The organism is Cognatitamlana onchidii (assembly GCF_004804355.1).
Taxonomy (GTDB): Bacteria; Bacteroidota; Bacteroidia; order Flavobacteriales; family Flavobacteriaceae; genus Cognatitamlana; species Cognatitamlana onchidii.
The window spans coordinates 681,340-706,355 of record NZ_SRWZ01000001.1; the positions used below are offsets into that span (position 1 = coordinate 681,340).

29 protein-coding genes are annotated in these 25,016 nt (G+C 34.4%); 12 read left to right on the forward strand and 17 right to left on the reverse strand.

The features are described 5' to 3' along the window. The first annotated feature begins 40 nt into the window (after positions 1 to 40). Genes E5D58_RS03135 through E5D58_RS03145 form a run of 3 tightly spaced genes read left to right on the forward strand, consistent with a single transcriptional unit; the run spans position 41 to position 2,604 of the window. Positions 41 to 844, forward strand: a complete 804-nt coding sequence (locus E5D58_RS03135; protein ID WP_136480358.1) for an SGNH/GDSL hydrolase family protein — start codon at positions 41 to 43, stop codon at positions 842 to 844. 47 nt (positions 845 to 891) lie between these two features. Next, complete coding sequence (locus tag E5D58_RS03140; protein ID WP_136480359.1) at positions 892 to 1,791, forward strand: metallophosphoesterase family protein; 900 nt, start codon at positions 892 to 894, stop codon at positions 1,789 to 1,791. 24 nt (positions 1,792 to 1,815) lie between these two features. Beyond that, positions 1,816 to 2,604 (forward strand): DUF1853 family protein, encoded by a 789-nt coding sequence (locus E5D58_RS03145; RefSeq protein WP_136480360.1) that lies wholly within the window; start codon positions 1,816 to 1,818, stop codon positions 2,602 to 2,604. Between the two features lie 60 nt (positions 2,605 to 2,664). Here the strand turns inward: E5D58_RS03145 and E5D58_RS03150 are convergent, their stop codons facing one another. The 8 genes from E5D58_RS03150 to trmB all read right to left on the reverse strand — a co-directional run bounded on the left by E5D58_RS03150 (position 2,665) and on the right by trmB (position 7,221). After that, the gene (locus tag E5D58_RS03150; RefSeq protein ID WP_136480361.1) at positions 2,665 to 3,174 is read right to left on the reverse strand and encodes a ferritin; all 510 of its coding nucleotides are present in this window, start codon (positions 3,172 to 3,174) and stop codon (positions 2,665 to 2,667) included. 88 nt (positions 3,175 to 3,262) lie between these two features. Beyond that, on the reverse strand, positions 3,263 to 3,565 hold the full coding sequence (locus E5D58_RS03155; protein WP_136480362.1) for a hypothetical protein: 303 nt from the start codon (positions 3,563 to 3,565) through the stop codon (positions 3,263 to 3,265). 73 nt (positions 3,566 to 3,638) lie between these two features. Then, positions 3,639 to 3,968, reverse strand: a complete 330-nt coding sequence (locus tag E5D58_RS03160; RefSeq protein ID WP_136480363.1) for a 2Fe-2S iron-sulfur cluster-binding family protein — start codon at positions 3,966 to 3,968, stop codon at positions 3,639 to 3,641. A gap of 120 nt (positions 3,969 to 4,088) precedes the next feature. Then, positions 4,089 to 4,334 (reverse strand): NifU family protein, encoded by a 246-nt coding sequence (locus E5D58_RS03165; protein WP_136480364.1) that lies wholly within the window; start codon positions 4,332 to 4,334, stop codon positions 4,089 to 4,091. A 4-nt stretch (positions 4,335 to 4,338) separates the two neighbouring features. Next, entirely contained in the window at positions 4,339 to 5,475 is a 1,137-nt protein-coding gene (locus tag E5D58_RS03170; RefSeq protein ID WP_136480365.1) for an Mrp/NBP35 family ATP-binding protein, read from the reverse strand. A gap of 107 nt (positions 5,476 to 5,582) precedes the next feature. Next, the gene (locus E5D58_RS03175; protein ID WP_136480366.1) at positions 5,583 to 5,912 is read right to left on the reverse strand and encodes an MGMT family protein; all 330 of its coding nucleotides are present in this window, start codon (positions 5,910 to 5,912) and stop codon (positions 5,583 to 5,585) included. A 3-nt stretch (positions 5,913 to 5,915) separates the two neighbouring features. Next, positions 5,916 to 6,545: a LysE family transporter gene (locus E5D58_RS03180; protein ID WP_235835825.1), complete on the reverse strand. Its 630-nt coding sequence runs from the start codon at positions 6,543 to 6,545 to the stop codon at positions 5,916 to 5,918. 1 nt (position 6,546) lies between these two features. After that, positions 6,547 to 7,221 carry a tRNA (guanosine(46)-N7)-methyltransferase TrmB gene (gene trmB, locus E5D58_RS03185; RefSeq protein ID WP_136480367.1) on the reverse strand — a complete coding sequence of 225 codons (675 nt, stop codon included), beginning with the start codon at positions 7,219 to 7,221 and terminating at the stop codon, positions 6,547 to 6,549. A 178-nt stretch (positions 7,222 to 7,399) separates the two neighbouring features. Between trmB and E5D58_RS03190 the strand changes: the two genes are divergently transcribed. Then, positions 7,400 to 8,446, forward strand: a complete 1,047-nt coding sequence (locus E5D58_RS03190) for a glycosyltransferase (RefSeq protein ID WP_136480368.1) — start codon at positions 7,400 to 7,402, stop codon at positions 8,444 to 8,446. Here the strand turns inward: E5D58_RS03190 and E5D58_RS03195 are convergent. Together E5D58_RS03195 and E5D58_RS03200 are read right to left on the reverse strand one after the other, a co-directional pair. Further along, positions 8,429 to 9,472, reverse strand: coding sequence for a sensor histidine kinase (locus tag E5D58_RS03195; protein WP_136480369.1), 1,044 nt, complete (start codon positions 9,470 to 9,472; stop codon positions 8,429 to 8,431). The two genes, E5D58_RS03190 and E5D58_RS03195, sit on opposite strands and share 18 nt — an antisense overlap. Before the next feature lie 7 nt (positions 9,473 to 9,479). Then, positions 9,480 to 10,160 (reverse strand): response regulator transcription factor, encoded by a 681-nt coding sequence (locus E5D58_RS03200; RefSeq protein ID WP_136480370.1) that lies wholly within the window; start codon positions 10,158 to 10,160, stop codon positions 9,480 to 9,482. 197 nt (positions 10,161 to 10,357) lie between these two features. Between E5D58_RS03200 and E5D58_RS03205 the strand changes: the two genes are divergently transcribed. Beyond that, positions 10,358 to 10,699: a T9SS type A sorting domain-containing protein gene (locus E5D58_RS03205; RefSeq protein ID WP_235835826.1), complete on the forward strand. Its 342-nt coding sequence runs from the start codon at positions 10,358 to 10,360 to the stop codon at positions 10,697 to 10,699. Between the two features lie 72 nt (positions 10,700 to 10,771). Beyond that, positions 10,772 to 11,752, forward strand: a complete 981-nt coding sequence (locus tag E5D58_RS03210; protein ID WP_136480371.1) for a LuxE/PaaK family acyltransferase — start codon at positions 10,772 to 10,774, stop codon at positions 11,750 to 11,752. 137 nt (positions 11,753 to 11,889) lie between these two features. On the opposite strand, the gene tyrS is transcribed toward E5D58_RS03210, so the two are convergent. Continuing rightward, a complete protein-coding gene (gene tyrS, locus E5D58_RS03215) occupies positions 11,890 to 13,185 on the reverse strand; it encodes a tyrosine--tRNA ligase (protein ID WP_136480372.1) in 1,296 nt (431 codons plus the stop codon). A gap of 87 nt (positions 13,186 to 13,272) precedes the next feature. Here tyrS and E5D58_RS03220 point away from each other — a divergent pair, with 87 nt between their 5' ends. Beyond that, complete coding sequence (locus tag E5D58_RS03220; RefSeq protein WP_136480373.1) at positions 13,273 to 14,280, forward strand: NAD-dependent epimerase/dehydratase family protein; 1,008 nt, start codon at positions 13,273 to 13,275, stop codon at positions 14,278 to 14,280. Here the strand turns inward: E5D58_RS03220 and E5D58_RS03225 are convergent. The 3 genes from E5D58_RS03225 to E5D58_RS03235 are packed head-to-tail and all read right to left on the reverse strand — an operon-like array spanning position 14,243 to position 16,833. Beyond that, on the reverse strand, positions 14,243 to 14,743 hold the full coding sequence (locus E5D58_RS03225) for a DUF4296 domain-containing protein (protein ID WP_136480374.1): 501 nt from the start codon (positions 14,741 to 14,743) through the stop codon (positions 14,243 to 14,245). The two genes, E5D58_RS03220 and E5D58_RS03225, sit on opposite strands and share 38 nt — an antisense overlap. 2 nt (positions 14,744 to 14,745) lie before the next feature. Next, on the reverse strand, positions 14,746 to 16,092 hold the full coding sequence (locus tag E5D58_RS03230; protein WP_136480375.1) for a dihydroorotase: 1,347 nt from the start codon (positions 16,090 to 16,092) through the stop codon (positions 14,746 to 14,748). Between the two features lie 15 nt (positions 16,093 to 16,107). Then, positions 16,108 to 16,833 carry a polyprenol monophosphomannose synthase gene (locus E5D58_RS03235; protein WP_136480376.1) on the reverse strand — a complete coding sequence of 242 codons (726 nt, stop codon included), beginning with the start codon at positions 16,831 to 16,833 and terminating at the stop codon, positions 16,108 to 16,110. A 117-nt stretch (positions 16,834 to 16,950) separates the two neighbouring features. Here E5D58_RS03235 and E5D58_RS03240 point away from each other — a divergent pair, with 117 nt between their 5' ends. After that, complete coding sequence (locus E5D58_RS03240; RefSeq protein ID WP_136480377.1) at positions 16,951 to 17,598, forward strand: DUF4271 domain-containing protein; 648 nt, start codon at positions 16,951 to 16,953, stop codon at positions 17,596 to 17,598. Positions 17,599 to 17,617: 19 nt separating this feature from the next. Further along, complete coding sequence (locus E5D58_RS03245; protein ID WP_136480378.1) at positions 17,618 to 18,367, forward strand: uroporphyrinogen-III synthase; 750 nt, start codon at positions 17,618 to 17,620, stop codon at positions 18,365 to 18,367. A 54-nt stretch (positions 18,368 to 18,421) separates the two neighbouring features. Here E5D58_RS03245 and pckA read toward each other — a convergent pair whose 3' ends face one another. Continuing rightward, positions 18,422 to 20,038 carry a phosphoenolpyruvate carboxykinase (ATP) gene (gene pckA / locus E5D58_RS03250; RefSeq protein WP_136480379.1) on the reverse strand — a complete coding sequence of 539 codons (1,617 nt, stop codon included), beginning with the start codon at positions 20,036 to 20,038 and terminating at the stop codon, positions 18,422 to 18,424. Positions 20,039 to 20,101: 63 nt separating this feature from the next. Beyond that, the gene (locus E5D58_RS03255) at positions 20,102 to 20,497 is read right to left on the reverse strand and encodes a DUF423 domain-containing protein (protein WP_136480380.1); all 396 of its coding nucleotides are present in this window, start codon (positions 20,495 to 20,497) and stop codon (positions 20,102 to 20,104) included. Positions 20,498 to 20,604: 107 nt separating this feature from the next. Between E5D58_RS03255 and E5D58_RS03260 the strand changes: the two genes are divergently transcribed. Together E5D58_RS03260 and E5D58_RS03265 are read left to right on the forward strand one after the other, a co-directional pair. Then, positions 20,605 to 21,969 (forward strand): saccharopine dehydrogenase family protein, encoded by a 1,365-nt coding sequence (locus E5D58_RS03260; RefSeq protein ID WP_136480381.1) that lies wholly within the window; start codon positions 20,605 to 20,607, stop codon positions 21,967 to 21,969. 118 nt (positions 21,970 to 22,087) lie between these two features. Beyond that, positions 22,088 to 22,555 carry an Lrp/AsnC family transcriptional regulator gene (locus tag E5D58_RS03265; protein ID WP_136480382.1) on the forward strand — a complete coding sequence of 156 codons (468 nt, stop codon included), beginning with the start codon at positions 22,088 to 22,090 and terminating at the stop codon, positions 22,553 to 22,555. A 103-nt stretch (positions 22,556 to 22,658) separates the two neighbouring features. On the opposite strand, the gene E5D58_RS03270 is transcribed toward E5D58_RS03265, so the two are convergent. Next, positions 22,659 to 24,203 carry a glycine--tRNA ligase gene (locus E5D58_RS03270; RefSeq protein ID WP_136480383.1) on the reverse strand — a complete coding sequence of 515 codons (1,545 nt, stop codon included), beginning with the start codon at positions 24,201 to 24,203 and terminating at the stop codon, positions 22,659 to 22,661. 158 nt (positions 24,204 to 24,361) lie between these two features. Here E5D58_RS03270 and E5D58_RS03275 point away from each other — a divergent pair, with 158 nt between their 5' ends. Next, positions 24,362 to 24,988, forward strand: a complete 627-nt coding sequence (locus tag E5D58_RS03275; RefSeq protein WP_235835827.1) for a ComF family protein — start codon at positions 24,362 to 24,364, stop codon at positions 24,986 to 24,988. Positions 24,989 to 25,016 lie beyond the last annotated feature (28 nt).

Here is a 25,016-nt window from a genome sequence, read left to right on the forward strand (position 1 = left end):
AGCTCATATCATATTTTGTATCTTTAAAAGAAAAAAAGATATGAAAAAGAGCTTATCTCTATGGCTTTTTGTAGCTTTAATTAGCCTAAACTGTAACACAGACTCTCCTGATAATTTTATTGGAACTACTGATAAACAATCTGAAGAAGTTACACCACAAGAAGAAGGAAATGCAGGTGAAGAAACCAGCGAAAATCAGGACGAAAACCAAGATTCAGGTAACCCATTAAATAATCAAAACAAATCACTTAAAATCCTCTCACTAGGAGATAGCTATACCATAGGAGAGCGTGTGTGCGAAACTTGTCGGTTTCCTGAACAATTAAAAAGAGAGCTCAGTGAAAAATTTAATCAAGGGAATATTGATCTTCAGATTATTGCGAGAACTGGCTGGACAACCTCATCTTTAATTGGGGCCATAACCAGTGAAAAGCCTAGAAACGATTTTGATTTAGTTACCTTACTTATCGGGGTTAATAATCAATTTCAAGGTAGGCCCTTCTCGCTTTATGAAGATGAATTTGTAAAGCTAGTAAATACAGCTGTTCGCTTGGCTAATGGCAAAAAAGACCGTGTTATCGTTGTGTCAATACCAGACTATGCTTTCACACCTTTTGGCAGAGGAAACGTCAATATTTCTAAGGGCATTGACACATACAATACCTTTGCCGAAAATTACTGCAAATCAATCGATATAAGCTATGTATATATAACAGATATTACAAGGGAAGGGCTAAACAATACTGCTTTGGTAGCTTCCGATGGACTACACCCATCTGAACTGGCTTATAGTAAGTTTGTAGAAAGAATACTTCCTTTAGCGCTCAACAAACTTAGCCCCTAGCCATTTCTTTAAATCTTGGTGCACTAAAATTTGTTTACATTTACCTTATGTTTTCATCAAAGAAAAGGCTTGACAACGCTTATAAAAATGCTAAAATTATTGAATTTGATGACACCAGTAAGTTCATCCTATTTAGTGATTGCCATAGAGGCGACAATAGTTTTGCCGATGATTTTGCCAATAACAGAAATATATACTTTCATGCCCTAAAACATTATTATAAAGAAGGCTTTGAATATTGTGAACTAGGAGACGGTGATGAACTTTGGGAAAACCTATCCTTTCAATCTATTTTTAACGCCCATAAAAATGTATATCTGCTCATGAAGCAATTTCATGAACAAAACAGATTACATATGATTTGGGGAAACCATGATATGGTTTATAGAAAACCTGACTTTGTTAAAAAGCACTTGTCGTCTTATTTTGAGCCTAAAACAGGAAAAGACGAAGCACTTTTTGAAGCTATAACCTACCACGAGGGTCTTGTTTTAAAACATCGAAAAACTAACCAACAATTGTTCCTAGCCCATGGACATCAGGCAGATTGGTGGAATTTTTTGTTTTGGAAATGGAGTCGATTTATGGTAAGAATACTATGGAAGCCGTTGAACGTTATGGGTATTGCAGACCCAACGAGCCCAGCCAAAAACTACAAAGAACTTATAAAAATTGAGCGAAGAACCAAAAAATGGATTGCAGACAATGAGAATTTAATAACCATAGTAGGACACACACACAGACCGCGGTTCCCTGAACCTGGCGATATTGCATTCTTTAATGATGGTAGTTGTGTCCATCCCCGAAGCATAACAGGTTTAGAGATTGAAAATGGTGCTATCTCCTTAATTAAATGGCATATTGCTACCAAAGATGATGGCACTTTGCAAATTGTTAGAACCCTTTTGGAAGGCCCTGTAAAACTTATAGAATACCAAACTGAATGAAGGGCTACTTTATTAAGAATTATTATGCACCAAAAAAGATATGAAGGCTTTTTAAGAACACCCTGTTTATGGGAAAACGATTCCTTATTTGAACTGAAACAATTTGAGATTAAATCGGTTTTAAAAAAAATAGATCTTTCTATTGACTCGAAGCTACGTTTAGGAAAATACATAGAACGTTTTGTTTCTTTTCAACTTCAAAACACAAACAGCATTTCAGTTATCGCCGAAAACGTTCAAATTCAGCAGGAAAAAATCACATTAGGGGAATTAGATTGTATACTCAAAAAAAATAATCAGCCTATCCATCTTGAAATTATATATAAGTTTTATGTATATAACCCGGCTGTCGGCACAACTGAAATTGATCATGTTATCGGCCCTAATAGAAAAGATTCTCTGATTGAAAAATTGGAAAAACTTAAAGAAAAACAGCTACCACTTCTCTACTCAGAAACCTGCAAACCATACATAAGTGAATTAGGCCTAAACACCGAAGATATTTCACAACAAGTCTATTTTAAAACTCAGCTTTTTCTTCCCTTCAAGAACCAAAACATTAAGCTTAAAACGCTGAATAATGAATGTATCGTTGGTTTTTACATATCTAAAAATGAATTAATCGAATTTTCGGAATGTAAGTTCTACATCCCTATCAAAAAAGATTGGTTGGTAATACCTCATCCCAATGTAGATTGGTTAAATTTTCAAGCATTTAAGGTCGTTGCCGAAGCATATTTACAACAACAGTATTCTCCCTTATGCTGGGTAAAATTTAAAAATGGAACTATAACAAAAATGTTCTTAGTTTGACCACCAAACTAAGAACATTGTTTCTAAGATGCTGAAACCATTTCAGCATGACATATAATTTTACTCGCTAGGAAGTCTTTCGTCAATCATTTTTAATGGCATTCCTTCCATTAAATCAAAAATATCGAGTATACTTCTAAAAGTATCTTCTTCTTCAGACTGTTCGGTGATAAACCATTGTAAAAACACTTCAGTTATCAAATCACCTTCTTTTCTGGCCGACTTAAAAATTTTAAAAATAGATTCAGTGACAGCTATTTCCTGTTCAAGACTAGTTTCATAAACACCCCTTAAACTTTCAAAATCGTTATTTACGTTAGTAACATTTGGAGAGACCGCTGCCCCACCGTTATCGTTAATAAAGGTAAATATCTTCATAGCATGCTCACGCTCTTCTTCGGCTTGTTTATAAAAAAAACTTTTTGCATTTAAAAGCTCTCTTTGGTCACACCAAGACGCCATTGCCAAATAAGACGCCGAGGCACTCATTTCCATGGCAATTTGGTTATTTAATAAATCCATCACTTCTGGATGAATTGACATTTGTTTTCTTATTGCTGTTGCATTCATAACTTCTCGTTTTTATCAAAGTTACAACAAAAAGATCAGGGTAATCGATCGTTAAGGGAATTTAAAAAAAGTCTAAATAAATATAGGACTAGACTAAAACGGGATTGAAGCTTAAAAAGAACAACGCAATTTCTTCCTTTAACTTCAACAATTGCGAAATATCTAAGTAAAGAAGATGTTGCTTATCGGCCACAAATAGCAAAACGAAATTTTCATTATTTATGATTTCGTTTAGCGTATTGAAAGTGGTGAGTTCATTGATTTTACGCCTTAACTCCAACATTTGAGGAAACGATAGTTGGATCTCCTTATTGGGTGTAATTAAAAGATATTTACAAAACGTAGTTTGTTTTAATTGGTAGCAGTATTCTATATCATTTTCGTTATTCACGAGGCAAATATAAATTTTATTTAGAATAAATAAAAATAATAAAAAGAAGATTTCCGCGGAAGATAGGACTTCATTAACTCTCTGGAGCTAACTCAACCTCAAGCCCTTCCATTTCGGGTGTAATTTGAATTTGGCACCCCAAACGCGAATTATCCTGTACATCAAACGCTTCAGAGAGCATTGCTTCTTCGTCATCCGACATTGGGGGCAATTCATTATCACTCTTAACATAACATTGACAAGATGCACACATAGCCATACCTCCGCAAACACCAATGGTACCTTCAGGAGCCAGCTCATAAGAGCGAACCACTTCCATTAAGTTCATAGCCATATCTGTTGGCGCAACAATTTCATGGGTTACACCATCTCTATCCGTTATCTTAATATTTATATCTTCCATTATCACACTTTTTTACTTCAATATGAAGTATAGCACATTTTATGCCGCAAATTTAAACTTTAAAATGAATTTTGAAACAGCTTTGTCTATTATTTTAGTAGGAATTTAAAATAATGTAAATTAAGCATCTATATTTATAACCTGTTCAATTTTAGGAACATACTTTTTAATAGTCATTTCCACACCAGACTTAAGCGTCATTTGATTAACGCTGCAACCTACACAAGCGCCCTTTAATTGAACTTTTACCAAGGTATCGTCTTCTTCAATTGCTAACAATGAGATATCACCACCATCGCTTTGTAAAAACGGACGGATTTCATCTAATGCTTTAAGCACATTGTCTTTTACTTCTTCTGACGTCATAAATTTATTTTTTAACTGCCGAACAACCTGCCATTGTTGTAATTTTTATTGCTTCTGTAGGTGGCAAATCTTCATTACGCCTTACAACTTCTTGTACCACATTTTGAGTTAACTTTTCGAATGCTCGTTCTAAAGGCGTTGCTGTTTGCAAGGCTGCAGGGCGCCCTACATCACCAGCTTCTCTTATACTTTGCACCAAAGGCAACTCTCCTAAAAAGGGTACTTTTAAATCTTCCGCCAAATGTTTGGCTCCTTCTTTACCAAAAATATAATATTTGTTCTCTGGTAACTCCTCTGGTGTAAAATACGCCATGTTTTCTATAATACCTAATACAGGCACACTTATGCTATCTTGCTGAAACATGGCAACTCCTTTTTTAGCATCTGCAAGTGCCACATTTTGTGGTGTACTCACCACAACCGCTCCAGTAATGGGAAGGGACTGCATAATACTTAAATGAATGTCTCCTGTACCAGGAGGTAAATCTAAAAGTAAAAAATCTAGCTCCCCCCAATGGGCATCAAAAATCATTTGATTTAAGGCTTTTGCTGCCATAGGTCCGCGCCAAACAACGGCCTGATTTGGTTGCGTAAAAAATCCAATAGACAATACTTTTACACCGTAATTCTCTATAGGCTTCATCTTAGATTTACCATCAATATTCACAGCTAACGGTTTTTCTGCTTCTACATCAAACATGATAGGAATTGATGGACCATAAATATCGGCATCAAGAACCCCAACTTTAAATCCCATTTTAGATAAAGTAACAGCCAAATTTGCAGTAACTGTAGATTTACCAACACCACCTTTACCCGATGCGACAGCAACTATGTTCTGAATGCCAGGAATTGGCTTACCTTTTATAACATTAGTCTTAGGTTTTTCTGGTGCCTCAACCTTAACATTTACCTTAATTTTAGCCTTCGCATAAACCTTTTCATGAATGGTTTTTAAGATGTCAACTTCTGTTCTTTTTTTAGCCTGAAGACTTGGGTTTTTTATAGTAATATCTACAATTACCTCATCACCAAATGTAATCACGTTTTTAACAGCTCCGCTCTCAACCATATTTTGCCCTTCACCAGGAACCGTAATGCTTTCTAACGCCTTTAATATATCTTGTTTACTAAGCTTCATGTCTTTTATTAAGAATCGTTCTAAAGGCAAAGATAAACAATAAAGCAGGAAGATTAACGGCTGAAGCTAGAAGTTTTAACTATGTTATTATTGGGTTTGATTATGAGTTATAATTCCTTAGAGGGGTCCCAAAATACCTGATCAAAATTTTGAATTTGGTTGTCTACTACCACGATCCCCTCACTTTCTAAAAGTTGTTGCATTAGGTTGGTACCATCAAAATGATGTTTTCCCGTTAATAGCCCCTTTCTGTTAACCACTCTATGGGCTGGCACTTCTTTTCCTGAAGATCCATTCATGGCATACCCTACCATTCTGGCGCTTCTTGCAGTCCCTAAATATTTAGCGATCGCACCATAACTTGTTACTCTTCCATAAGGTATAACCTTGGCTACATTATAAACTTTATCAAAAAAACTTAAAGTCTCTGGTTTCAAAACTTACCAATCGTTTAAAATATTTATTAAAGTAATTATGGATATTATCCCCGTAACGCTTCCTATAATGCGATTCATATTCTTCTGAGAAGTAAAGGTTTTACCTTTTATTTTATCGAAAAAGAAAATATACAAATACAGAGGAACAAACGTACCAATAATGCCTCCTGAAACATACGTAATAATGTTGCTATTTTCAAAAGTCATCCAACCAAAAGAAGCTAAAGTTATAGTAATGTACGCATGATAAGGAATAGGGAAAACATTAATTGTTGCAAGAAAGACACCTTGAAAAAACCGACTATGTTTACTTTTTATTTTAGGGTCTATTTGTTGTTTTGAGCTGGACTTAGCAATAAAAAAAAAGTAAATAGTTATTAAGATAAAAATAACCAAGCCGATAAACCTAAGAATACTTATAACCTCTGGATGCCTGCTTAAATATCTTGAAAATATAGCTGCTAAATAAATTTGAAAGAAGTTAATTACACAAACCCCAATGGAAAACATAATGCCTCTTATATAACCCTCTTTAAGGCTTATTTTTGCGGCCGTTACATTTAACATTCCGGGAGGCATAGCCCCAATGAAGGTTAAAATAAAAGCTAAAAAGAAAATAATGGCAAAATCCAAGTTATTTAATTTTAAAACGAATATACGTAATTGGTTTATTTTGCTCTAGATATTGAGATTCATAAAAGGTTTGAATACTGGTTACTTCTTCTGGGCTTCCTTCTTGTTTATAAACATTATGATTGGCGTATAATATTTCATGACCTGAACCATGCAGTAAACCCAGCGTGTAGCCATGCATAAATTCACTATCGGTTTTTAAATTAACAACTCCTTCTGGTTTTAGTATTTGTTTGTATTTAGCCAAAAAACTAGCATTGGTCATTCTATGCTTTGTTCGCTTATACTTTATTTGAGGGTCTGGAAAGGTAATCCAAATTTCATCCACTTCATTATTGGCAAAAGCATGATCTATTAGTTCTATTTGAGTTCTTAAGAATCCAACATTTTCAATTTGTTCTTCAATAGCCGTTTTAGCTCCACGCCAAAACCGTGCGCCTTTTATATCAATGCCAATAAAGTTTTTCTCGGGATACTTTTTTGCAAGTGCCACAGAATATTCTCCCTTGCCACATCCAAGTTCTAACACTAATGGATTATCATTCTTAAAAAAATCCGTTCTCCAATGGCCTTTAAGCTTAAAACTTGAATTTACTAATTCATCTCTACCGGGCTGAATAACATTTTTAAAGGTTTCATTTTCTTTAAATCGTTTAAGTTTATTTTTACTTCCCAAGATTTAATAACTATTTCTTATTATTATTTTATTTTTGGTAAAATTAAGGAAATATATGAGAGTGTTAATACCCTTACCTTTGTTTTTATCTTAACCATACACTATGGAATAAGCATAAATTTAAACACTTATAAGATTAATTTATTCAGACCTTTTTTAGGCTCAAAATAATAAGTAAATGAAAAAGCGGATTTTAGTTGCACCTTTAAATTGGGGACTTGGTCATGCTACTAGGTGCATTCCTATTATTCGTGGGCTTCTTGATCATAATTTCACCCCGATAATTGCAAGTGATGGCGCTGCTCTGAGCCTATTAAAAAAAGAATTTCCTAACCTTTCGTCTGTAGAATTACCATCCTATGACATTACCTATGCAAAAAACAGCAAACTTTTTAAACTAAAGCTCCTAAAAGACTCACCAAAGCTTATAAATGCTATTAAAGAAGAAAAAAAGGCTGTTGCAGCAATTTTAAAACATAACGATATAGCTGGAATTATTTCTGATAACAGACTTGGAGTTAGGCACAAAAATGTACCATCAGTTTTTTTAACGCATCAAATAAATGTTTTAAGTGGCAGCACCTCTTGGTTAAGTTCTAAAATGCATCAAAAATTTATTAAAAAATATAATGTTTGCTGGGTACCCGATGTTGAAGAAGATGTTAATTTAAGTGGAAAATTAGGTCATATAGCTTCTTTTGATATTCCCATTAAGTACATTGGCCCTCTAAGTAGATTTAACCCTTCGGCGCACCCTATTAAGAACAATTTAATGGTTTTAATTTCTGGCCCCGAACCTCAGCGAACGCTCCTAGAAAAAAAGCTACTCGAAGCGTTAAAAAACTATCCTGGGAAAATAGTTATGGTAAAAGGTGTTCTTGAAAAAGAACAAACTATTGAAACCAATGGGCAAATGACTATTTACAATTTTATGACATCTGCGCTTCTAGAGAAAACAATTAATGAAAGCGCCTTAATTATTTCAAGATCTGGGTACACAACTATAATGGATTTGTCTAAACTGAACAAAAAAGCCTTTTTTATTCCCACCCCAGGGCAGTTTGAACAAGAGTATTTAGCAAAGAGACTTATGGAAATGAATCTTGTTCCAAGCTGCAAACAAGATGAGTTTACACTAAAAAATCTTAAAGATGTTGAGAACCACAATGGCTTAAAAGCTTTTAATTTCCAAATAGATTTTAAAGAATTATTCAACCTTTTCTAGTGTAAAAGAAAATTCGCTTCCTACGCCAAATTCACTTTCTACGTAGATTTTCTCTCTGTGCGCCTCTATAATATGCTTTACTATAGAAAGCCCTAGACCAGAGCCGCCTTCTTTTCTTGAACCACTTTTATCCACTCGATAAAAACGCTCAAATAACCTTGGCAAGTGCATCTTATCAATGCCTTCTCCATTATCTGTAACTCTTACGATAACTTTGTTTTTTATTAGGTTTTCAATACTAACCTCTGTAGTTCCTTTAATGCTGCCATACTTAATAGAGTTTACTATTAAATTTGCTAATACTTGTTGAATACGCTCCTTATCGGCCCTTACCATAATGGGCTTACTGTAATCTCTATCAAAAGTAAACGTAATCTTCTTTTTGCTTGCTTTCATTTCAAGCATTTCAAATACATTCTCTACCAGATCTACGATATTAAAAACTTCAATGTTTAAGCTTAAATCGCCTACCTCTAACTTGGTAATCATATCTAAGTCTTTAATAATATAGCCCAGTCTTTCAATACCTTTACTTGCCCTTTCCAGATATTTTTTCCGAATATTCTTATCATCTCCTGCTCCGTCTAAAAGGGTAAGAATATAACCTTGTACCGTAAATAAGGGGGTCTTTAATTCGTGAGATACGTTTCCTAAAAACTCCTTTCTATATTCCTCTCGAACCCTAAGTGTTTCTATTTCAATTTTCTTATCCCTAGCAAACTTATCAATCTCTTCGGTAAGGGTTTGCATATTAGTGGTAATAGGGCCCCCAGTCAAATTAGCAGATTCAAGAAGTGTTAAATCATCATAGATTTTTTTCACACGTTTATATATAAAACGTTCCACACTAAATTGAATAATTAAAAAAGAAAACAGGAAAATACTTAAAGCAAATAACAGCAAAAAACCCCAATGTACTTGGTACACGTAATACAAAAAAACACCCATCATGAGTGTTGTGTAGAAAGTAATGTAAAGCGATGTTCTTACCGCAAAACGATATGATTTCTTAAATTTTGTTTGCATGCTTGTATTAGTCTACAAACTTGTAACCAACACCTTTAATTGTTTTAAAACTATCGTCTCCAAGTTTTTCGCGCAGTTTCCTTATATGAACATCAATAGTTCTGCCACCAACAACGACTTCGTTGCCCCAAACCGCATCTAGTATTTCATCTCTTTTAAAAACCTTCCCAGGTTTTGAGGCCAATAAAGATAGTAATTCAAATTCTTTTCTTGGAAGAATTATTTCTTTTCCTTTTGAAGTAATCTTATACTCATCTCTATTTATAACCAAACTACCAACCTTTACCGTATCTGTAACGTCCTCATCCTTAAAACGTCTTAAAAGTGCTTTTACTTTACTAACTAATACCTTTGGTTTTATGGGTTTTGTAATATAGTCATCGGCTCCCGCATCAAAACCAGCGACTTGAGAATAATCTTCTCCTCTAGCGGTCAAAAAAGTTACTATGGTATTACTTAAATCAGGGTTTTTTCTAATAATTTCGCAGGCTTCAATGCCATCCATTTCAGGCATCATAACATCAAGAATGATTAAATGAGGAAGTTCTTTTTTTGCCTTTTTAACCCCTTCCTGTCCATTCTCGGCCGTAATTACTTGATAGCCTTCACTCGATAAGTTATACCCTACAATTTCTAAAATATCTGGCTCATCATCAACCAATAATATCTTAATATCCTTTTTTTTCATTCTCTAATTACAATGTTTCTTGTAGTAAAGATAAAACATAATACATAAATGGGTAACATTAGAAACATTAATAACATTAAGGTAACAAAGACCTTACATGCAGTTAAACTTTAGACGAAATACTGTTAGCTTTAACAGTATTTTGGCACTAATTTTGCACGGATTTATTACCTTTAATTATCTAGAAAAATATGTGTATGAAAATAAACTACTTCATATTTTTAGTATCAATATCAATGCTCTTTTGGAGCCAAACAAGCAATGGCCAAAACAGCCATTTACAACAACCTGTTGAACAAACTATTGAAGATTTATTAATATACCCAAATCCCGTTAGTAAAGAACAAAATACTATATACATTAGCTCAAAACTAAATACTCAAAAACACGTAGAGTTTTATGATGTTTTAGGAAAGCTTATACTTTCTACTTCACTTCATAGAAAAGCACTAGATATAGGAAATCTTGAGAAGGGTATATATATTTTAAGAATTACTGAAAATAATATAAGTGAGACTAGAAAGCTCATAATAAAATAAATTCCACTCTTCCTCTTTTAATAAGCGTGTTTTTATGCACGGTTTTTTATTTTATCTACTTTTGTTTCATATATGATTAGTCCCAACGATATATTCAATATTACTACCCAAACTGAGTTTAAAGCACTTGCCTTAGAGATCTTTAAATTTCAGTTTACAAACAATAGAGTATACCGTTCGTTTTGTGATTTGCTCAATAAACACCCCAGCGGGGTTAAAGACTTAAAAGATATTCCTTTTTTACCAATTCAATTTTTTAAAACTCGAGAGGTTTTAAGTTCATTAAACCCTATTGAAACTACGTTTATTAGCTCTGGAACAACTGGAAATTCTACAAGTAAACATCATGTAACCAATCTTCAAATTTATAAACAAAGTTTTACCAAAGGGTTCGAAAATTTTTATGGAAGTATTGAGGATTATGTGGTCCTAGGCCTGTTACCTTCTTATTTAGAACGTGATGGCTCTTCATTAGTTTACATGGTAAACGATATGATTAAAGGCTCTAAACACCCTGAAAGTGGTTTTTACCTTAATAACATGACTGATCTAAAAGATACCTTAATGGCTGTTGAGGAGCAAGGCAAAAAAACTTTACTAATAGGCGTTTCTTTTGCCTTACTTGATCTTATAGATCATTATCAATTTAGCCTTAAAAACACCATTATTATGGAAACTGGAGGTATGAAAGGTAAACGAAAAGAATTAATTCGACATGAACTTCATAATATCTTAAAACAAGGGTTTGGTGTTCGCGATATTCATAGCGAATATGGCATGACAGAATTACTTAGTCAGGCCTATTCTAAAGAACAAGGTGTATTTAAATGCCCACCATGGATGCACGTTCTTACAAGAGATCCGGAGGACGCATTAAGTATTCAAGATTTTGGAAAAGCAGGGGGTATTAATATTATAGATTTGGCCAATATAAATTCTTGCTCATTTATTGCCACTCAAGACTTGGGTCGTATTAATAGGGACGGGACATTTCAGATTATTGGTCGGTTTGACAACTCAGACATCAGAGGGTGTAACCTCATGGTTTTTTAAATAAAAAGGTCTCATGCCGTAAGTTGTGAATCATTAAAACGACCAAGCCTGCAACTAAGAAAAAGAAAAATTCATTTTAGTTTAGTTTGGTTGGTTAAACATAAAGTCTGATTTTGTTCAAAATCAGGCTTTATTATTTATATAACTTGAAGTACAAAATAATTCTTCTTACCGCGCTGTAAAAGGACAAACTTTTTATTAATCAAGTCTTTAGTGCTAATGCTATAGCCTTCCTTTACTTTTTCCTTGTTAACTGAAATAGAATTCTCCTTTAAGGCACGCCTTGCTTCTCCATTTGACTTTAAAAACCCTCCTTTTTCTGCAAGTGCTCCAATAATATCAAGTCCTTTATCAATTTCTGATTGGTCTATTTTAGTTTGTGGAACACCATCAAACACATCAAGAAAAGTATGCTCATCAAGAGCTTTTAAATCGTCGCTTGTAGATTTTCCGAAAAGAATATTACTAGCTTTAATCGCGTTGTCCAAATCGGCCTTAGAATGCACCATAATAGTAATCTCCTCAGCTAAGCGCTTCTGCAACAATCTTAAGTGAGGAGCTTCTTTATGCGCATTAATTAACTGATTGATTTCTCTTTTGTTTAAGAAAGTAAAGATTTTAATATACGTTTCTGCATCCTCGTCGCTAGAATTTAACCAGTACTGATAAAATTTGTATGGCGACGTTCTATTGGGGTCCAACCAAACATTCCCGCCTTCTGATTTACCAAACTTAGAGCCATCAGACTTGGTTATTAGTGGGCATGTAATGGCATAACCTTTTCCAGAAGCAATCCTTCTTATTAATTCTGTTCCTGTTGTTATATTCCCCCATTGGTCGCTACCACCCATTTGAATTGAACAGCCATTCTCCTTATACAAATGAAGGAAATCGTATCCTTGCACTAATTGATAAGTGAATTCCGTAAAACTCATGCCTTCTGAAGATTCAGAAGAAATTCTGTTCTTTACAGAGTCTTTGGCCATCATATAATTAACCGTAATATGCTTCCCAACATCACGGATAAACTCTAAGAATGAAAAATCTTTCATCCAATCATAATTATTTACCAATTTAGCAGCATTGGGGGCATCACTTTCAAAATCTAAAAAATGTCCTAACTGCGCCTTAATTGCTTCTTGATTATGACGCAAGGTACGCTCATCAAGCAAATTACGTTCATTCGATTTTCCCGAAGGATCTCCAATCATACCTGTTGCTCCACCAACCAATGCAACAGGCTTGTGCCCACATCGCTGGTAGTGTGCCAAAAGCATAATAGGTACCAAATTGCCAATGTGTAAAGAATCTGCTGTTGGATCAAACCCCACATAAGCACTTTTCATGCCTTCTAATAAATGTTCTTCCGCTCCAGGCATAACCGTATGAATCATACCTCTCCAAGTTAATTCCTCAACAAAATTCTTTATCATTATTCTTAAATTTTAAAAAAACTATGCAAAGATAAAAATACAGGTATAATTACTTATCAATTCTGAATAATTCTTTAATTTAGATCCATGATTTTAGTTACAGGTGGCACTGGTTTGGTTGGTGCTCATTTATTATTTAAGCTTGCATCGAACCATAATCGAGTAAGAGCTATTTATCGAAATGAAAAAAAACTCGTCAATACTAAAAAGGTTTTCGAGTGCTATACCAAAAATTATAAATCCATATTTGAATCTATTGATTGGATACAAGCCGACATCTTAGATATCCCTGCGCTATCTGAAGCCTTTAAAGACGTAACCAAAGTATACCACTGCGCAGCTTTTGTATCATTTGAACCTAACAAGTACCAATTACTTAGAAAAATAAACATAGAAGGCACCGCTAATATTGTAAATCTTTCCATTAGTCATAATATTAAGAAATTATGTTACGTAAGTTCTATTGCCACTTTGGGTAGACCTCTAAACAATGACTATATTGATGAAAACACAAATTGGAATCCTGAGGCCGATAACCATGTATACGCCATTACTAAATACGGTGCAGAAATTGAAGTATGGCGAGGCACCCAAGAAGGACTAAACGCTGTAATTGTTAATCCGGGATTAATTATTGGTGCTGGCATCTGGAAATACGGTTCTGGAAGCTTATTTACCAAAGCTAAAAAAGGGCTAAAATTTTATACGAATGGAACCGTTGGTTTGGTTTCAGTGAAAGATGTGGTGAATATTATGATCAACTTAATGGAGAGTAAAATAACCAACGAACGATTTGTTTTGGTCTCAGAAAACTGGACTTACAAAGATTTTCTGCAATCTTTATCAAAATCGGTTAATGGCAGAATCCCAGAAAAATTGGCTTCCAAGAGCATGCTTGGTCTGGTATGGAGGCTAGACTGGCTGAAACATAAAATTACTGGAAAACGCAGACAATTAACCAAACATATTGCACATGCTTTACAAACTAAAAGTAATTTTAACAGCCAAAAAATAAAAACAACAGTAGATTACAATTTTGAGCCAATGACTGAAGTACTTACTCAGGTTGGGCAAGTGTATCTAAAACAGGACTAATTAGAGCACCTTCCGGTAGATACTTTTCACCTAGGCTTTTCAATTTTAAAGAATCTTTCTTTTTTGACACCTGCATTAAAGAATCTTCCTCTTTTTTAGTTTGCTCTTTCCATTCTTCCGCCTCTATTTCTTTTAAACGTTTAGCTAGCCGTTCTAAACTATCTAAAGCCATATCATGTATGTCCTCGTACTCATCTAAATGAAAGGCATAATAACTGTTACTTTGCGCAAACTGTAAGCTATCGATATTATGCCTCTTAAAAATATAAGTGCTTACATCCACATTACTATCCTTTAAAACCTTTTTCGTATTTGTATTCCCCAGAGTTAATAACTTAGAGTCAATAAGTATATCAACCATTTTTTCTTTGGAAATCAAATTATCAGGCCTATCGGGACCATTAAACCGCTTGCAAGAAAACACAATTAAAAAAACGAATAAAAAAACTAAGAAACGCTTCAAAATTATCTATTAAAAGTTAATCGCTTTGCTGCTTTAACGTTTTTAAACGCTCCGTTTTTATATACCAAAGTTCCGTTTAAAAAGGTATCAGTAATTCTTGATTTAAACGTAGCACCTTCAAAAGGAGACCACCCACATTTATAAAGAATATTGTCTTTAGTTACTGTCCAAGGGTTATTCAAATCTACCAGGACCAAATCTGCAAAATACCCTTCTTTAATATATCCCCTTCTCTCAACATCGAAAAGAATGGCCGGATTATGGCACATTTTTTCAACAATTTTTTCTAACGATATTTTACCCTTATGATAAGCTTCTAACATCGCTGGCAAGGCATGCTGTACTAGCGGTCCTCCAGAAGGCGCATTAGTATAAACGCTTTGCTTCTCTTTTTTAGTATGAGGCGCATGATCTGTTGCAATAACATCTATTCTATCATCTAACAAAGCCTCCCATAATTTATCTCTATCATTAGCTGTTTTAACCGCAGGATTCCATTTTATAAAGGTTCCTTTTTTATCATAGTCTTCGTCGGAAAACCAAAGATGATGAATACAAACTTCGGAAGTTATTTTCTTATCCTTTAATGGGATGTCATTTGTAAATAAGTTGGTTTCTTTACCTGTTGAAAGGTGAAAAACATGTAATCGAGCTCCTGTTTTTTTAGCTAATTCAATAGCCTTAGATGACGACAAATAACACGCTTCTTCGCTTCTTATGATGGGGTGGTATTTTACAGGAATATCATCACCATATTCATCATGGTATTTCTTAAAGTTTCTCTTTATGGTGCCTTCATCTTCACAATGCACAGAAATCACCATATTTGTACTCTCAAAAATCTTTTCCAACACAGCTGGGTCATCGACCAGCATATTTCCGGTAGAAGAACCTAGGAATAGTTTTAGGCCAGCTACTTGGTTAACATCAAGTTTTAAAATTTCCTCTAAATTATCATTGGTTCCCCCAAACATAAAAGAATAGTTGGCAGACGATGTCTTTGCTGCGATATCAAACTTCTCTTCCAACTTTTCAATCGTAGTGGTTTGAGGATTGGTATTAGGCATTTCAATAAATGAGGTAATCCCACCAGCTATAGCCGCTTTTGATTCTGTTTCAATAGTCGCTTTTTGGGTAAGCCCTGGTTCTCTAAAATGTACCTGATCATCAATTGCACCAGGAAGCACATGCTTTCCTTCTGCATCAAAAACCAAAACATCTGCAGATTTAGGACTTATTGAAGCTCCAATTTGTTTAATGTATTCACCTTCAATTAATATATCACCGCTAATGATAGTACCCTCATTAACTATTTTAGCATTTTTTATAAGTGTAATTTTTTCTTTCATATAGCTTTGCTTTTCTTATGATTTCTTAAACAAACTCTTTAATTTCATAGAAATAACTCCAAATATAGCTTCAGAAATTATCCCTGAACTTAATTTAGATTCGCCTTTTGTTCTATCGGTAAAAATAACTGGCACCTCAATAATTTTAAACTGTTTTAAATACGCCTTAAACTTCATTTCAATTTGAAATGCGTATCCAATAAACTTTATCGCATTTAAATCAATAGCCTGTAAAACTTCTTTCTTATAACAAACAAAACCTGCAGTAGTATCATGGATTTTCATACCTGTAATAAACCTAACATATTTTGATGCCAGATAAGACATAAGTACCCTAGTCATAGGCCAGTTTACCACATTAACTCCCGTTACATATCTTGACCCTATAGACATATCTGCCCCATCTACATGACAGGCATGGTAAAGCCTTTTAATGTCTTCTGGGTTGTGCGAAAAATCGGCGTCCATCTCAAAAACATAACTATAATCTCTTTCTAAACTCCATTTAAACCCATGAATATAAGCAGTACCTAACCCAGACTTTTCTTCCCTAACTTCTAAATGCAATCTATTGGTAAATTCCTTTTGAAGCTCCTTAACCTTAATAGCTGTTAAATCGGGAGAATTATCGTCAACGACCAAGATATGTATATCCTCCGACTGAGAAAACACGGCTCTAACTATGGCTTCTATATTTTCAATCTCATTATATGTTGGAATAATAACAACAGTACCCGCCATACTTCTATTTTATGAAACCTTTTTAGTTTTAGCAAATGTACATTATTAAGCCTTTATTTTTTCTAAATATTTCCTAATAATAAGCAGCATTCTTAAAATTTATAATAATTTTATGCCATGCTTCGCGATATAATTTCAAACGAGTTGTTTACAGTTCTATTGGTTATAAGTTTGGTAATAATTGCCATTGCCAAATTAGTCGCGCCCAAACGTTTTGACGATTTTATTTTAGTTCTTGGGAATGATAGATACCTTAAAATCTACTCAAGAGATCAAAAATTCTTCGACAATTTTGATGCCCTGCTGTTTAGCAACCTTATCATATCGGTTTCAGTTTTTTGCTTTATTGTTTACCGCTTTACTAACGACACAACTAGACTACCTATAAACGGCATGTTTAAATTTGCCGTTGGTATTGCCATTTTTATTCTAATTAAAGTGCTTCTGGAACGACTTATAGGCAGTCTTTTTGAAATTGACAAACTCACGGACCTATATTTATTTCAAAAAATAACTTTTAAAAACTATTTAGGCGTTGTATTGCTCCCAATTAATGCACTATTACTTTTCACTCTTGAGCCTACAATAAATTTAATTTATGCAATTGTTATTCTTTTGTTAATTGTTAATATTATTGGGCTTTTAAGCTCTCTAAAAACAAATCAAAGTTTAATAAAAAACAACTTATTTTATTTTATTTTGTATCTTTGCGCTCTTGAAATTGCACCCTATATCATTTTGTATAAGGTGTTTGTTACCAAATAAAGACAAACTACTTGAGCTTATGAAAGTGAAAACAATTTTAGTATCTCAGCCAGAACCTAAAATAGAAAACTCGCCTTATTTCGATTTACAAGAAAAACAACGTGTAAAAATAGATTTCAGACCCTTTATTCATGTAGAAGGTGTGTCTGCTAAAGAAATAAGACATCAAAAAATTGATTTAAATAATTATACTGCCATTATTCTAACAAGTAGAAATGCTGTTGATCACTTTTTTAGAATTGCTGAAGAAATGCGCTTTAAGGTACCAGACTCTATGAAATATTTTTGTCAGTCTGAAGCAGTAGCATACTATTTGCAAAAATATGTAGTTTACAGAAAGCGTAAAATTTATGTTGGAAAAAGAACATTTGCCGAATTATCGCCATTAATCAAAAAATATAAAGACGAAAAGTTTTTACTTCCTAATACGGATAAGGTAAAACCTTTGGTTCCTGAAACTTTGGATAAATTAGGGGTTGATTGGAAACAAGCTACTTTTTACAAAACAGTGGTAAGTGATTTGTCTGACTTAGCAAATGTTTATTACGATGTATTAGTGTTTTTTAGCCCTTCTGGAATAGAGTCTTTATTTAAAAACTTTCCAGATTTTCAACAAAACGATACCAGAATCGCCGTTTTTGGAAACACAACAATTAAAGCGGTTGAAGAAAAAGGATTGCGTGTAGACATTGCTGCCCCAACACCTGAAACGCCATCAATGACCATGGCTTTAGAAAAGTATATTGAAAAAGTAAACAAAGGGAAATAAGAATTATAAAAGAATAAAAAAAGGGATAATGTTTAAACATTATCCCTTTTTTTATTAAAACGCATATCGTTGCGGTCCACCCCGCCTTATTTCCTCACTACAGTGAGCCTCAAATTTCTTGAAGTTCTCCCTAAAAGCATTCGTTAATTTAAATGCAGTCGTATAATAAGCCTGATCATCATTCCAAGTAGCTCTGGGGCTCAATACACTTGTTGGCACTCCCGGACAGGTTCTAGGCTGAGCTACACCAAATACCGAATGAATATGGTAATCGTCGTAATTATAAAGCCCTAATTTACCATCTAACACGGCATTTATCATGGCTCTAGTATATTTTAATTCCATACGCTTACCAATTCCATAGGGTCCTCCTGTCCAGCCTGTATTTATTAACCAAACATTTACGCCAGCATCAATCATCTTTTTACTCAACATCTCAGCATATTTTGACGGATGCAATGGCATAAACGGTGCTCCAAAACAGGCCGAAAAACTAGGTACTGGTTCTACAACACCAGCCTCTGTTCCTGCCACTTTTGCAGTATATCCTGAAATAAAATGATAAGCTGCCTGGCTTGGCGTAAGTTTTGAGATAGGCGGAATAACCCCGAAAGCATCGGCCGTTAGAAAGAATATGTTTTTGGGGTTGTTTCCTATGGAAGGCACCTTAATATTTTCAATATGATGAATAGGATAACTAACCCTCGTGTTTTGTGTTATAGTGGTATTTGTAAAATCGACCTTGGCGTTTTTATCAAGAATCACATTTTCAAGAATCGCCCCTCCCTTGATGGCATCATAAATTTCTGGTTCATTGTTTCTTGAAAGATTAATCACTTTTGCATAGCATCCGCCTTCAAAATTAAATACGGTATTTTCATTGGTCCAACCATGCTCATCATCCCCAATTAAACTACGATTTGGATCTGTAGATAGCGTTGTTTTTCCAGTACCAGACAATCCAAAAAAAATAGCCGTATCCTTTTCTTTTCCAAAATTAGCACTGCAGTGCATTGGCAATGTTTCTTTATATACAGGTAAGATAAAATTTAAGGCAGAAAAAATACCTTTTTTTATCTCACCAGTATATCCTGTACCTCCAATAAGTGCAATTTTTTTGGTAAAATTTAAAATAGCAAAATTATGTTGTCGAGTCCCATCAATCTCTGGGTCTGCCATAAAACTAGGAGCATTTATAACTACCCATTCTGGATTAAAACCTTCGAGTTCTTTTTCTGTAGGTCTTAAAAACATGTTATAAGCAAATTGATTACTCCAAGGGTATTCATTTATTACCCTGATGTTTAATTTGTAGTTTGCATCAGCACAAGCATAGCAATCTCTTGCAAAAACCTCTTTCCCAGATAAATAATCTACTACTTTATCGTATAGTTTATCAAATTGTTCAGATTGAAAAGGAATATTAATATCTCCCCACCAAACCCTATCTTTGGTTACATCGTCTTTAACAATAAACCTATCTTTAGGAGATCGGCCAGTAAACTCCCCTGTATTGACAACTAAAGCTCCCGAAGAGGCCTCAACACCTAAGCCTTTTTCTATACTTATTCTATGAAGTTCTTGATGCGATAACTGATAATTAACTTTTGCATTTTTAATTCCGTAAGCATCTAACTCAATCGTTTTCGTAACCTGATTGTAATTCCCCATATGTTTCTAATAAATTATTTATATCGCAAAATTAAAACATTTATAATAAGTAAAATGCAATTTTTAACCCTTTTTAGATGTGTTAATTAACAATTTCGTAAACAAAATACTCCATGCTGCTATAAGTAACAAGCCACCGATAGGTGTAATAAATCCAAAAACTCTGAAATCAAAATATGTCAACGTATTCGTGGCCAGCGCATAAATAGAAAACGAAAAAAGGCATACCCCAGCGACAACGAAATAACATATAAGTTTTTTTGACTTATTGCTTAGCACGTTAATATTTCCAAGAACAAGTAAAAAAAGAGCGTGGTACATTTGGTACCTTACCCCAGTTTCAAAAGACTGAATCGCTTCAGCCGAAACTAATTCTTTTAATCCATGAGCGCCAAAAGCCCCTAAAACAATACTTAATGCTCCTAAAGCAGTTCCAAAAAGATATAAAACCTTATCCATAATATTTAATTATTAACAAAAAATACTTGATTTTTTTACTAATTTCGCAACAACATGTGTGTTTACGCTTTTAAATCGAAATACAAAGCTACTTAACTAGACTGAATATGCGAAACATTTTAGTAATTGGATCCGGAAAATCAAGTCCGCACCTCTTAAAATACCTTCTTGACAAGTCTGAATCGGAACAACTATTCTTAACGGTTGGAGATATTAATACCACGCCTTCAGAAAGCTTGATTAAAGGTCATAAAAATGCTAAAGCGATAAATCTGGACATTTTTAATGAGCCTGCAAGAACAGAGGCAATAAATGCCGCCGACATCGTTATATCTATGCTTCCTGCAAGATTTCATATAGAAGTAGCTAAAACCTGTATTCATTTAAAAAAACACATGGTCACAGCTTCTTATGTAAGTTCTGAGATGCAAACCTTAGACCAAGACGCAAAAGCAAGCAACTTAATTTTAATGAATGAAATAGGTGTAGATCCAGGTATAGACCACATGAGTGCTATGAAGGTTCTTGATACTATTAGGGGTAAAGGCGGTAAAATAATATTATTTGAGTCCTTTACAGGAGGATTAGTAGCCCCAGAAAGCGATACTAATTTATGGAACTATAAGTTTACATGGAATCCCAGGAACGTCGTTATTGCGGGTCAAGGTGGTGCTGCCAAGTTTCTTCAGGAAGGCAGCTACAAATACATACCTTATAACAGGTTGTTTAGACGCACCGAGTTTGTTGAAATAGATGGGTATGGTCAGTTTGAAGTTTATGCCAATAGGGATTCATTAAAATACCAAAGCGCTTATGGCTTAGAAAACGTAAAAACGTTATATCGAGGCACCATAAGGCGTGTAGGGTTTAGCAGGGCATGGAATATTTTCGTAACACTTGGAATGACAGACGACAGTTATACTGTTGAAGGGAGTGAGCATATGAGCTATCGTGACTTTATTAACGCTTTTTTACCATTTAGCTTAAACGATTCGGTAGAATTAAAACTAAGGCATCAGCTTAAAATAGATCAGGATGATATTGTATGGAATAAGCTTCTTGAGTTGGACATATTTAACCCCAACAAATACATCGGTATCAAAAAGGCCACTCCTGCACAAATGCTTCAAAAAATACTTATGGATAGCTGGACTTTATCAAAAACCGATAAAGATATGATCGTTATGTACCACAAATTTGGTTATGAGCTGGAAGGACAAAAACATCAAATAGATTCTAGCTTAGTGGTTATTGGAAAAAACCAAACTTATACGGCTATGGCCAAAACCGTAGGTTTACCTGTGGCCATAGCTGCCATTGCTATATTAAATAAGCGCATAACCACTCCTGGTGTTCAAATCCCGATTAGAGAAGAAATTTACAAACCAATACTCAAAGAACTTAAAAACCATGGTATTATATTTAATGAAAAGCAAACCGCTTACCTTGGTTACAATCCGTTAAACAATTAAAAACACCCCTAATCCAAAAATCTTGTTTTCAACCAAACTTCTAATCTTTTCAAAAGTTCCTATTATACTTTCAATTTAAAATCAAATTCTTATTTTTACGTGCAAAATCATAACTCTCATGAAAAAAAATAAGGTTGTAACGGTTGATGGTATTGATAAAAAAATACTACGCGTACTTACTGAAGATGCCAGAACTCCTATCTTAGAAATTGCTAGAAACGTTGGTATTTCTGGAGCCGCCATACATCAACGTCTGCGCAAATTGGAAAAATCAAAGTTACTCAGCGGTTCTAAATTTATACTGAACCCTAAAGTCCTTGGTTATTCAACCACAGCCTTTGTCGGGATTTATCTTGACAAAGCTGCAAACACCGATGATGTTCTTAGAGCCTTAAAACGCTTTCCCGAAGTACTGGAATGCCACTACACTACTGGAAATTATAACCTATTTATAAAATTACTTGCTTTAGATAATGAACACCTCATGCATCTTTTAAATAAAAACATACAGTCTATTGAAGGTGTTCTAAGAACAGAGTCTCTTATTTCTTTAGACCAACAAATTGATAGACAGATAAAAGTATAAAGTCGTTTTTATCAGCCTAGTTTTCTAAAATGGTATTAAACAAAAAAGCAGAACTAAAGTTTACCTTGCGTTCTGCTTTTTTCAATAAGATTAATTCTTTTTTTTATTGCATCTTCATTAACCAATTCCGTACATCAACTTCCTCCTTAATTATTTGTCTTAAATCTTCTATTTTTACACGTTGCTGTTCCATGGTATCTCTATGTCTAATCGTAACTGTACTATCTTCTAAAGTATCATGATCTACAGTAATACAAAATGGCGTACCGTTAGCATCTTGCCTTCTATAACGTCTTCCAACGGCATCTTTTTCATCATAAACCACATTAAAATCCCATTTTAAATCATCAACAATTTGTCTCGCAACATCTGGCAAGCCATCTTTCTTTACCAAAGGTAATACCGCCGCTTTTATTGGAGCCAAGACACTGGGCAACTTTAAAACGGTTCTGGTGGTACCATTTTCCAAAGCTTCTTCCTGCAAAGAATTAGAAAAAACTGCTAAAAACATTCTATCTAAGCCTATAGAGGTTTCTAACACATAAGGTACATAGCTTTTATTTTCTTCAGGATCAAAATACTGTAGTTTCTTGCCTGAATACGCTTCATGAGCCTTTAAATCAAAATCTGTTCTAGAATGGATCCCTTCTAATTCTTTAAACCCGAATGGAAATTTAAATTCAATATCGGCGGCGGCATCAGCATAATGGGCTAACTTTTCATGGTCATGAAAGCGGTAATTATCTTCTCCCATTCCAAGCGACAAATGCCATTTTAAGCGTGTTTCTTTCCAGTGCTTATACCAATCGCCTTGTGTTCCTGGTTTAATAAAAAACTGCATTTCCATTTGCTCAAACTCGCGCATTCTAAAGATAAATTGTCGGGCAACGATTTCATTCCTGAACGCTTTACCTGTTTGTGCTATACCAAACGGGATTTTCATACGACCCGTTTTCTGAACGTTTAAAAAATTAACAAAAATACCTTGCGCCGTTTCTGGCCTTAAATACAAATCCATGGCGCTATCTGCAGAGGCACCCAATTTAGTCCCGAACATGAGATTAAACTGCTTCACGTCGGTCCAGTTTTTACTTCCAGTTAACGGGTCGGCAATACCCAACTCTTCAATCAAGGTTTTTACATCGGCTAAATTTTCCTTTTCTAAGGATTTTGCCATTCTAGAAAGAATCGTGTTAATTTTTTCTTGATAGCCTAAAACACGGCCATTAGTAGAAACAAATTCTTCCTTATTAAAGGCATCCCCAAAGCGTTTTGCTGCTTTCTTAACTTCTTTATCAATTTTAGCCTCTATTTTGGCACAATAATCTTCGATTAAAACATCGGCCCGATAGCGCTTTTTAGAATCCTTATTATCGATTAATGGATCGTTAAAAGCATCAACGTGTCCTGACGCTTTCCAAGTAGTTGGATGCATAAAAATAGCAGCATCGATCCCTACTATATTTTCATTCATTTGCACCATAGCTTTCCACCAGTAATCGCGAATGTTTTTCTTAAGCTCGGCACCGTTTTGAGCATAGTCATAAACTGCGCTTAAGCCATCATATATTTCGCTACTCTGAAACACATATCCATACTCCTTAGCATGCGATATTACCTTCTTAAATTTATCATCTTGATTTGCCATAGCTGCAAAAATATAAAACCCGAGTAAACTAAGGGAATGCTTTCATGAAAATTAAGCATTTATACCATAATTTTTCCCTAAGTTTACCAAACGCATTTTATAATTACATGCTTTACTCCTTACTCAATTTATTTTTCCCTAAGGTGTGTTATGCCTGCATGAATCTGCTACAAGACCATGAAGATTCTATCTGTATAGATTGCAGACACCATTTACCGGTTACTAACTTCCATTTTAATAATAATGATAGTCTCGCAAAAGTGCTATATGGCCGTGCTAAAATTGAATTAGGAACAGCGTTGTTTAGATTCGAAAAAAAAGGAAACGTGCAGCGGTTAATCCATAACCTAAAATATAAAGGTCATGAAAATATTGGCTGTGTTTTAGGCAAGTGGTTGGGTGGTGAGTTAAAAACTATAGCAGCATATCAAAATATTGATATGGTAATTCCAGTTCCTTTACACGAGAAAAAATTAAGAAAAAGAGGCTTTAACCAAGTTAGTTTGTTTGGACAAGAAATAGCAAAATGTTTAAATGCCTTGTACACCCAGAATAATTTGGTAAAAATCACCAAAGCGAACTCTCAAACCCAAAAGAAACGGTTTTCCAGATGGCATGCAAACGACGAACTCTTTGCCTTAAAAAACGCGTCTGCTTTGGATGGCAAACACGTTCTTCTTGTTGATGACATCGTAACTACAGGTGCTACTCTTGAAGCCTGTATCGCTATTTTGAATGAGTCGAAAAACATAACAGTAAGCGTGGCAACTATGGCAATAGCCTAATGAATTTACACGTTATATCTTCAAAATT

Coding starts and splice junctions, on each gene's coding strand:
- E5D58_RS03260 (WP_136480381.1), top strand. CDS start 20,605: ATGCGAAACATTTTAGTAATTGGATCCGGAAAATCAAGTCCGCACCTC.
- E5D58_RS03230 (WP_136480375.1), bottom strand. CDS start 16,092: ATGAAAGAAAAAATTACACTTATAAAAAATGCTAAAATAGTTAATGAG.
- E5D58_RS03245 (WP_136480378.1), top strand. CDS start 17,618: ATGAAAGTGAAAACAATTTTAGTATCTCAGCCAGAACCTAAAATAGAA.
- E5D58_RS03205 (WP_235835826.1), top strand. CDS start 10,358: ATGAAAATAAACTACTTCATATTTTTAGTATCAATATCAATGCTCTTT.
- E5D58_RS03235 (WP_136480376.1), bottom strand. CDS start 16,833: ATGGCGGGTACTGTTGTTATTATTCCAACATATAATGAGATTGAAAAT.
- tyrS (WP_136480372.1), bottom strand. CDS start 13,185: ATGATAAAGAATTTTGTTGAGGAATTAACTTGGAGAGGTATGATTCAT.
- E5D58_RS03170 (WP_136480365.1), bottom strand. CDS start 5,475: ATGAAGCTTAGTAAACAAGATATATTAAAGGCGTTAGAAAGCATTACG.
- E5D58_RS03145 (WP_136480360.1), top strand. CDS start 1,816: ATGCACCAAAAAAGATATGAAGGCTTTTTAAGAACACCCTGTTTATGG.
- E5D58_RS03265 (WP_136480382.1), top strand. CDS start 22,088: ATGAAAAAAAATAAGGTTGTAACGGTTGATGGTATTGATAAAAAAATA.
- E5D58_RS03195 (WP_136480369.1), bottom strand. CDS start 9,472: ATGCAAACAAAATTTAAGAAATCATATCGTTTTGCGGTAAGAACATCG.
- E5D58_RS03275 (WP_235835827.1), top strand. CDS start 24,362: ATGAATCTGCTACAAGACCATGAAGATTCTATCTGTATAGATTGCAGA.
- E5D58_RS03220 (WP_136480373.1), top strand. CDS start 13,273: ATGATTTTAGTTACAGGTGGCACTGGTTTGGTTGGTGCTCATTTATTA.
- E5D58_RS03200 (WP_136480370.1), bottom strand. CDS start 10,160: ATGAAAAAAAAGGATATTAAGATATTATTGGTTGATGATGAGCCAGAT.
- E5D58_RS03240 (WP_136480377.1), top strand. CDS start 16,951: ATGCTTCGCGATATAATTTCAAACGAGTTGTTTACAGTTCTATTGGTT.
- E5D58_RS03140 (WP_136480359.1), top strand. CDS start 892: ATGTTTTCATCAAAGAAAAGGCTTGACAACGCTTATAAAAATGCTAAA.
- E5D58_RS03160 (WP_136480363.1), bottom strand. CDS start 3,968: ATGGAAGATATAAATATTAAGATAACGGATAGAGATGGTGTAACCCAT.
- E5D58_RS03165 (WP_136480364.1), bottom strand. CDS start 4,334: ATGACGTCAGAAGAAGTAAAAGACAATGTGCTTAAAGCATTAGATGAA.
- pckA (WP_136480379.1), bottom strand. CDS start 20,038: ATGGGGAATTACAATCAGGTTACGAAAACGATTGAGTTAGATGCTTAC.
- E5D58_RS03190 (WP_136480368.1), top strand. CDS start 7,400: ATGAAAAAGCGGATTTTAGTTGCACCTTTAAATTGGGGACTTGGTCAT.
- E5D58_RS03210 (WP_136480371.1), top strand. CDS start 10,772: ATGATTAGTCCCAACGATATATTCAATATTACTACCCAAACTGAGTTT.
- E5D58_RS03150 (WP_136480361.1), bottom strand. CDS start 3,174: ATGAATGCAACAGCAATAAGAAAACAAATGTCAATTCATCCAGAAGTG.
- E5D58_RS03270 (WP_136480383.1), bottom strand. CDS start 24,203: ATGGCAAATCAAGATGATAAATTTAAGAAGGTAATATCGCATGCTAAG.
- E5D58_RS03135 (WP_136480358.1), top strand. CDS start 41: ATGAAAAAGAGCTTATCTCTATGGCTTTTTGTAGCTTTAATTAGCCTA.
- E5D58_RS03255 (WP_136480380.1), bottom strand. CDS start 20,497: ATGGATAAGGTTTTATATCTTTTTGGAACTGCTTTAGGAGCATTAAGT.